The 7,882-nt window shown below is 64.9% G+C and carries 7 protein-coding genes; 4 read left to right on the top strand and 3 right to left on the bottom strand.

What is annotated here, in order from left to right:
• From JNK99_RS01275 to JNK99_RS01260, 4 genes are all read left to right on the top strand, one after another.
• Positions 1-1,089 (top strand): FumA C-terminus/TtdB family hydratase beta subunit (locus tag JNK99_RS01275; protein ID WP_291847494.1); only part of this gene is annotated, 1,089 nt, incomplete at its 5' end.
• A gap of 73 nt (positions 1,090-1,162) precedes the next feature.
• Complete coding sequence (locus JNK99_RS01270; RefSeq protein ID WP_291847493.1) at positions 1,163-1,507, top strand: RidA family protein; 345 nt, start codon at positions 1,163-1,165, stop codon at positions 1,505-1,507.
• 132 nt (positions 1,508-1,639) lie between these two features.
• Entirely contained in the window at positions 1,640-2,425 is a 786-nt protein-coding gene (gene murI / locus JNK99_RS01265; RefSeq protein WP_291847458.1) for a glutamate racemase, read from the top strand.
• 2 nt (positions 2,426-2,427) lie between these two features.
• Positions 2,428-3,732 (top strand): TIGR03862 family flavoprotein, encoded by a 1,305-nt coding sequence (locus tag JNK99_RS01260; protein WP_291847457.1) that lies wholly within the window; start codon positions 2,428-2,430, stop codon positions 3,730-3,732.
• A gap of 353 nt (positions 3,733-4,085) precedes the next feature.
• Here the strand turns inward: JNK99_RS01260 and JNK99_RS01255 are convergent, their stop codons facing one another.
• The 3 genes from JNK99_RS01255 to katG all read right to left on the bottom strand — a co-directional run bounded on the left by JNK99_RS01255 (position 4,086) and on the right by katG (position 7,602).
• Positions 4,086-4,775, bottom strand: coding sequence for a substrate binding domain-containing protein (locus JNK99_RS01255; RefSeq protein ID WP_291847455.1), 690 nt, complete (start codon positions 4,773-4,775; stop codon positions 4,086-4,088).
• Positions 4,772-4,948, bottom strand: coding sequence for a LysR family transcriptional regulator (locus JNK99_RS01250; protein ID WP_291847453.1), 177 nt, complete (start codon positions 4,946-4,948; stop codon positions 4,772-4,774). The genes JNK99_RS01255 and JNK99_RS01250 overlap by 4 nt, the downstream gene beginning before the upstream one ends.
• A gap of 458 nt (positions 4,949-5,406) precedes the next feature.
• Positions 5,407-7,602 (bottom strand): catalase/peroxidase HPI, encoded by a 2,196-nt coding sequence (katG, locus tag JNK99_RS01245; RefSeq protein WP_291847451.1) that lies wholly within the window; start codon positions 7,600-7,602, stop codon positions 5,407-5,409.
• Positions 7,603-7,882 lie beyond the last annotated feature (280 nt).

Genomic DNA, 7,882 nt, shown 5'->3' with positions numbered 1-7,882 from the left:
ATCTGCGCCGCCAAGGGCGGCGGCTCGGAAAACAAGTCCAAGTTCTATGCGCTGAACCCTTCCGACTCGATCGTCGACTGGGTGCTTAAGACCGTACCGACCATGGGTGCCGGCTGGTGTCCGCCGGGCATCCTGGGCATCTGCAACGTCGGCACACCGGAAAAAGCGATGTTGCTGGACAAGGAATCGCTCATGGCGCCGGTCGATATCCATGAACTGATCGCCCGGGGTGCCAGCAACCGTGTCGAGGAACTGCGCCTCGAACTATACGAGAAGGTCAATGCCCTGGGCATCGGCGCGCAGGGTCTGGGCGGCCTGACCACCGTCCTCGACGTCAAGATCCTCGACTACCCGACCCATGCCGCGAGCCTGCCGGTAGCAATGATCCCGAACTGTGCGGCGACCCGGCATGCGCATTTTCATCTCGACGGCTCCGGGCCGGCGGTCCTCACCCCGCCTGACCTCGATGAATGGCCCAAGGTGAACTGGACACCGAATACCGAAACCTCGACACGGGTGAACCTCGACACGCTGACGCCGACCGAGGTCGCCGCCTGGAAACCCGGCCAGACGCTCCTGCTCAACGGCAAGATGCTGACCGGCCGCGACGCCGCACACAAGCGCATCCAGGACATGTTGGCCAGGGGCGAGAAGCTGCCGGTCGACTTCACCAATCGAGTGATCTACTACGTCGGCCCGGTTGACCCGGTACGCGACGAAGCGGTCGGCCCGGCTGGCCCGACCACCGCAACACGCATGGACAAGTTCACCGAAATGATGCTTGCCCAGACCGGCCTGATCTCGATGGTCGGCAAGGCCGAACGCGGGCCGACCGCCATTGCGGCCATCCGCAAGCATCGCTCGGCGTATCTGATGGCAGTCGGAGGCGCCGCCTATCTGGTCGCCAAAGCGATCCGGACGGCCCGGGTCGTCGGCTTCGCCGATCTCGGCATGGAGGCCATTTACGAGTTCGAGGTCAGGGACATGCCGGTCACCGTGGCAGTCGATTCGACCGGCACCTCGGTACATCAAACCGGGCCGCAGGAATGGCAGGCCAGAATCGGCAAGATCCCTCTGGTCGCCGCCTGAGCTGCACGGCGTGAAAGGCGGTGGCCGGGCATGGCGCCGAACCGTTCCACCTGCGGTGGACGGAGAAGTAGCCATGGCGATAGAGCGACACGGAACGACCCAGCGCTATTCGGACATTTGCGCCTATGGCGACACCATTTATCTGGTCGAATCACCGCGCACGCTCGACAGCAACGTCGCGACGCAGACGCACGAAGTCCTGGCCGGTATCGATCAGTTGCTGCGCCAGGCGGGTAGCGACAAATCGCGCCTGCTGATGGTCACCATCTACCTGCGCGATATCGAAGATTCCGTCGCGGTGAACGCCGTCTGGGATCGCTGGGTTCCCCAGGGCACGGCACCCGTTCGGATCTGCGTCGAAGCCAGACTGGCACATCACGATTTCCTCCTCGAAGTGGCGGTTGTTGCAGCACGCTAGCACGTTGCGCCAGGCGTTCACCGGGAAAGTGATGGCCCTGCTCCACCCCGGGCGACAACCGGCAGCCACCACCCACCTGACGCCCCCCCCGCCGGCAGGAACGGCGGAAACGTCAGCGCAGCGCCCGACTCGATGATCGGCGTCTTCGACAGCGGCCTTGGCGGACTGTCCGTGCTGGCCGCGATTGCCCGCGAATTGCCACAAGCCGACCTGGTCTACCTGGCGGACACGGCACACCTTCCCTATGGCGACAAGGACGACGACTACATCCGCAGTCGCGTCCTGCGCATCGGGAGCCGCCTGGTCGATCAAGGCTGCGGGGTCATCGTCGTCGCCTGCAACACCGCCACCGCGGCGGCAGTAGCCGCTTTTCGCGACACCTTTCCCGAACTGGCGGTGGTCGGCATCGAGCCGGGCGTCAAGCCCGCCGCATCGCTGTCGCGCAGCGGACGCATCGCGGTCCTGGCGACCGTATCGACCGCGCGCAGCGAACGTCTGGCGCGCCTGATTCGACAACACGCCGGATCGGTCGAGGTGCGGATCGAAGCCTGCCCCGGCTGGGCCACCCGGGTCGAAACCCTGCGTCTCGACGATCCCGCCTTCGTCGCGGAAGCCCGGCAACATCTGACCCCCCTGCTCGATGCAGGAGTGGACCAGATCGTCCTCGGGTGTACCCATTACTCGTTTCTTTCTCCCGTCCTGCAAACGATCGTCGGCAAGCAGGCCGAGCTGGTCGACGTCGCCGATGCGGTCGCCCGCCAGTGCGTCCGCCTGGCCGGTGCCCATGCCCACGGGAAGGGTCGACTGACACTGCTGGCCACGGCACACCCGGAGCGTCTGCAGGCCGCCCTGCCGGCGCTCGGACTGAACTGGCTCGGGCACCGCCAAGGCAGCGCGGCCCACCTGGTGATCGCCTGAGGATGACCAGCGCGACCAGCCTGTCATCGACCCGTGTGGCAATCATCGGCGGCGGGCCGGCAGGGCTGATGGCAGCCGAGACGATCAGCCACCACGGAATGACGGTCGATCTTTTCGACGCCATGCCTTCGTTCGGCCGCAAGTTACTGCTGGCCGGCAAGGGCGGGCTCAACCTGACGCACTCAGAATCCACCGCCAGCTTCCGTGCGCGTTACGGCATGCGGCAGGATGAAATGGGCCCCCTGCTTGCCGCCTTCGGGGCACCGGAGGTACGCGCCTGGGCGCAAGGTCTGGGCGTCAACACCTTCGTCGGCAGCTCGGGACGCGTCTTCCCGACCGACATGAAAGCTGCGCCCCTGCTGCGCGCCTGGCTGCAGCGTCTGCGCTCGGCCGGCGTCCGCTTTCATGTGCGTCACCGCTGGTCTGGCTGGAAGCGCGCCACCAGCGGTCACACGCAGCTCGAATTCGCCACCCCGGGAGGTGATCGGCAGTATGCGGCAGAGGCCGTCGTGCTGGCGTTGGGTGGTGGTAGCTGGCCCCGGCTCGGTTCCGATGGACGCTGGTTCGCCCTCCTCGAACAAGCGGGAATCCCCTTGGCCGCACTGCGGCCAGCCAACTGCGGTTTCGATGCCGGCTGGAGCCGGTATCTGCGCGAACACTTTGCCGGCGCTGCGATCAAGTCCGTGGTGGCTTCCTTCGTCGACTCGGCGGGCGTCGAGCATCGTCGGCCCGGCGAGTGCGTGTTGACGGTAAACGGCCTCGAAGGCAGCCTGATCTACGCCTTGTCGGCCGCCTTGCGCGACGGGATCGAAACCAGCGGCTCGGCGACGCTGCGCCTCGATCTGCTGCCCAACCGCGAACTGGTCAGCGTCGTCAGCGAACTGGCGCGACCGCGAGGCAGCCGTTCGATGGCCAGCCATCTGCAAAGCCGTTTACGACTCAAGGGCGCCAAGGCCGCCTTGCTGCACGAATGCACCAGTGCCGAGCAGTTCGCCGATCCCCAGCGCCTGGGGGCCGCCATCAAATCCCTGCCGATTCGTCTGGTCGCACCCCGGCCACTGGCAGAGGCAATCAGCAGCGCAGGCGGCGTGCGCTTCCCTGCGCTCGACGGGAGGCTGATGCTGCGCGCGCTGCCCGGCGTCTTCTGCGCCGGCGAAATGCTCGACTGGGAGGCCCCGACCGGCGGCTATCTGTTGACCGCATGCTTCTCCAGCGGCCGGGCCGCCGGCCTCGGCGTGCTGGCCTGGCTGGCCGGACGCGGGCAGTCTGCTGGCGCACCACCTCATCTCCCGAGGCAACCGCCCTAACCGGAAAGTGGTCGGCGACATCTCCCCGGCGCCGCGTTCTTCCAGCCGGAAACTCATCGCTTCCGACAACTCAAAGCATCAAGAGTCCGACCGAACTCCGGGTCGACGTCACGCACGCCGCTCGCCCGGCCGGAGCGATCGTCGATGCCTTTGATCAGGTGCGTCCCTCGGCTGGACAGTCAGGACAGCAGAAGGCAAGCCCACTGCGCCAACTTCTGCGTGTTTTCCGACGAGTACAGCGATCAGAATCGGCTTGACTGGCGCGCTTTCGTCAACGCAGTGCGAGAAGATCTGGTGAAGGGGTGGTCGATGAATCCCAAGAAGTCCGCTTACCTTGGGCTGCCGGCTGGCGGTTACGACTGGCCCGCATGCTCGGCAAGCACTTCGATCAACGCTCGAAGCCATGGCGTCACGCGCCGGGCGAAAGGGTAGAGCACCGAGATCGGCATCGGCGGCGCACGATGGTGAGCAAGCACCTCGACCAGACATCCGGCATCAACGGCGCCGGCCGCAATGTAATCCGGTATCTGCACGATGCCCATTCCGGCTACCGCGCAGGCGAGCATCACTTCACCCTTGTCCATGACGACGGACGACTCTGGCCGCAGTTCCCGCGTTTCGCGGCCATCCTGAACCTGCCAGGTCCGGATCAGCCCGATCGACGTAATCCGGAACAACAGGCAGGTGTAACCGCCGAGATCGGCGGGGTTCCGTGGCGCGCCGCGCCGGGCGAGATAGTCCGGAGCACCGCAGACAACCAGCGACTGCTCGCCAATGCGCACCACGGCGTCGAGACCATCGCTGATGATAGCGACGTAGTGATCCAACAGTTCTACTTCGAGTGCCAGCTTCGAGTGGTGCTGCCGCAACTCTGCCAGCGCTGGTACGACCCACTGGTGGCCGATGACGACTGGCGCGTTGATGTGCAGCGTTCCGCTGACTTCGCTGCGCGCTCCGACCGACTCGTCACGCAACGCCTCGATCTTGTCAGCGATGTGCCTGCAGCGCAAATGCAGGTCACCCCCGTCGCTGGTCAGCGTCACCTGCGCGTGGTGCGATGGAAGAGGCGCAAGCCGAGGTCTTCTTCAAGGCGGCCGATGCTCTTGGCCACAGCCGACGGCGAGATACCCATTTTGCCCTCCGCACCAGTGAAGTTGCCGTGCTTCACCGTATCCGTGAATTCCAGGAATGCCTGCAGACTGGCGCTGTGTTCCACCCATACCCAAGGAGAGTCGCCATGTACGCCTTCCACAAACAGGGTCTGCCCTGCGCCAGCCTGCCCGGCATCCACTCCACCACTGTCGTCTGGTGGTCGGTGGCCAGACGCTCGACTTCGTAGCGGATTCGACCCTGGTGTTACCCAACGGCGTCGATCACCAGATTTTCCATACCGGGAGCGAAGCAATCGAACTGGTGCAGCTTTCCCGATGACGCCGGTCGTGACAAGAACGACGGATGGCCGCGAACTGACGCTGCCGTGGCTATCGTGATACCTTGACCACCCGACAACTTCATCACTTCAGGTGACCGCCACCAATTGACCGTGATCTGTCACCAAGAGATCGCTGCAAGCAGACGCTCAGCGGGCGATCCGCCGCACCCGACCCGGCTCGGGGCAACCCGAACCCCGGTCTGGACGGCGCCGTCGAGAAGGTTCAGGGCCTCCCTGCCCAATCACGCCAAGTCGAAGCGATCCAGATTCATCACCTTGTTCCAGGCCGCCACGAAGGCACCCACGAACGCCGGCTGCGCGTCGCTGCAGGCATGGACTTCCGCCAGGGCGCGCAACTGGGAGTTCGCGCCGAAGACGAGATCAACGACCGTGCCTGTCCACTTGAGCGCACCCGTCTTGCGGTCATGCCCCTCCAGGACGCCTTCCTCCTTGGCGGACTTCTGCCACGTCGTGTTCATGTCGAGCAGGTTTACGAAGAAGTCATTGGTCAGCAGTCCCGGACGCTGGGTGAACACACCGTGCCGGGACTGCCCGACGTTCGCATCGAGAGCACGCAGGCCGCCGATCAGCACGGTCATCTCGGGGGCGGTCAGCGTCAGCAATTGCGCCTTGTCCACCAGCAACTCGGCCGCTGCTCCCTCGAGCCCCTTGCGGACATAGTTGCGGAAGCCATCCGCGACCGGCTCCAGCACGGCGAACGAGTGCGCATCGGTCTGCGCCGGCGAGGCGTCCATGCGCCCGGGCGAGAAGGGCACCGACACGACGTGGCCGGCCTTCTGCGCCGCCGCCTCGACGGCGGCACAGCCGCCGAGCACGATCAGGTCGGCCAGCGAGACCTGCTTGCCGCCCGACTGCGCAGCGTTGAACTCCTGCTGGATCGCTTCCAGCTCGGCCAGCACCTTGGCCAGTTCGGCCGGCTGGTTGACTGCCCAATCCTTCTGCGGTGCAAGGCGGATGCGCGCCCCGTTGGCGCCGCCGCGCTTGTCGCTGCCGCGGAAGCTGGCGGCCGAAGCCCAAGCCGTGGTGACCAACTGGGCAATGGAGAGACCGGAGGTGAGAACCCTGGCCTTCAGGGCCGTAATGTCCTGCTCATCGATCAACGCATGATTCACGGCGGGGATCGGGTCCTGCCAGATCAGCACCTCCTGCGGCACGAGCGGGCCGAGGTAGCGGGTGAGCGGGCCCATGTCACGGTGTGTCAGCTTGAACCAGGCGCGGGCAAAGGCATCCGCGAACTGGTCCGGATTCTCCATGAAGCGCCTGGAAATCCTTTCGTACACGGGGTCGAAGCGCAGGGCGAGGTCGGTGGTCAGCATGGCGGGGGCGTGCCGCTTGGCCGGGTCATGGGCATCCGGTACGGTAGCGGCGCCCATGCCGTGCTTCGGAGTCCACTGATGCGCACCGGCCGGGCTCCTGATCAGTTCCCATTCGTAGCCAAACAGGTTCCAGAAGAAGTTGTTGCTCCACTTCGTTGGCGTCGTGGTCCAGGTGACTTCCAGCCCGCTGGTGATCGTGTCCCCACCCTTGCCGGTGCCAAAGCTGCTCTTCCAGCCCAGCCCCTGCTCCTCGATGCCGGCAGCTTCCGGCTCGGGCCCCACATGTTTCGCGTCACCGGCGCCGTGGGTCTTGCCGAAGGTGTGACCACCCGCGATGAGTGCCACGGTTTCTTCGTCGTCCATCGCCATGCGAGCGAAGGTCTCGCGGATGTCGCGCGCTGCAGCGAGTGGGTCGGGGTTGCCGTTCGGACCTTCCGGATTGACGTAAATCAGACCCATCTGCACGGCAGCGAGCGGATTTTCGAGATCCCGGTCGCCGGAGTAGCGTCGGTCATCCAGCCACTTGTTTTCGGAACCCCAGTAGATGTCTTCTTCCGGTTCCCAGATGTCCGGGCGGCCACCGGCGAATCCGAAGGTCCTGAAGCCCATCGACTCCAGCGCGACGTTGCCGGCCAGGATCATGAGGTCGGCCCAGGAGATCCGGCGACCGTACTTCTGCTTGATCGGCCAGAGCAATCGACGCGCCTTGTCGAGGTTGACGTTGTCGGGCCAGCTATTGAGGGGGGCAAAGCGTTGGTTGCCGGTCCCCGCGCCACCGCGACCGTCGCTGATGCGGTAGGTGCCGGCACTGTGCCAGGCCATGCGAATGAACAAGGGTCCGTAGTGGCCGAAGTCGGCGGGCCACCAGTCCTGCGAGTCGGTCATCAGGGCATGCAGGTCCTGGATCACTGCATCCAGGTCGAGGCTCTTGAACGCTGCGGCGTAGTCGAACGTTTCGCCCATGGGATCGGACTTGGCGGAATGCTGGTGCAGGATCTTGAGGTTGAGCTGCTTGGGCCACCAGTCGGCGTTCGTCGGGGCCCCAGCCACGGTGTGTTGGCGCGCTTCGCCCGAGAACGGGCACTTGGTCTGGTCGGACATGGTTCTCTCCTTGGGTTGTTGGTCATCGACGACGTTGACCAGACTATCGCCTGGGCACCCGTCGTTCAACGAAATTCTGTCAATGGGATCGATAGCCTGATTCAATCTGAGCTTCCTCCGAAATTTCGTCTGCCCAGGCTGAGGTAGGCTGAAAAAAGTGGAGTCCAACGTTTCGTAAAATGAATGGAAACGGAGGATGGAAATGACAAGGATGCCGAAGGGGTTGTACACGCCGGAATTTCGGGCGGAGGCGGTGGAGCGGGTTGCGGAGAGAAGGCTC

The sequence above is a fragment of the Accumulibacter sp. genome (assembly GCF_016789985.1).
Classification (GTDB): domain Bacteria; phylum Pseudomonadota; class Gammaproteobacteria; order Burkholderiales; family Rhodocyclaceae; genus Accumulibacter.
Note: the sequence above shows the minus strand (reverse complement) of the source record. Positions and strands in the feature narration are given on the sequence as shown.

Coding starts and splice junctions, on each gene's coding strand:
- JNK99_RS01270 (WP_291847493.1), top strand. CDS start 1,163: ATGGCGATAGAGCGACACGGAACGACCCAGCGCTATTCGGACATTTGC.
- murI (WP_291847458.1), top strand. CDS start 1,640: ATGATCGGCGTCTTCGACAGCGGCCTTGGCGGACTGTCCGTGCTGGCC.
- JNK99_RS01260 (WP_291847457.1), top strand. CDS start 2,428: ATGACCAGCGCGACCAGCCTGTCATCGACCCGTGTGGCAATCATCGGC.
- katG (WP_291847451.1), bottom strand. CDS start 7,602: ATGTCCGACCAGACCAAGTGCCCGTTCTCGGGCGAAGCGCGCCAACAC.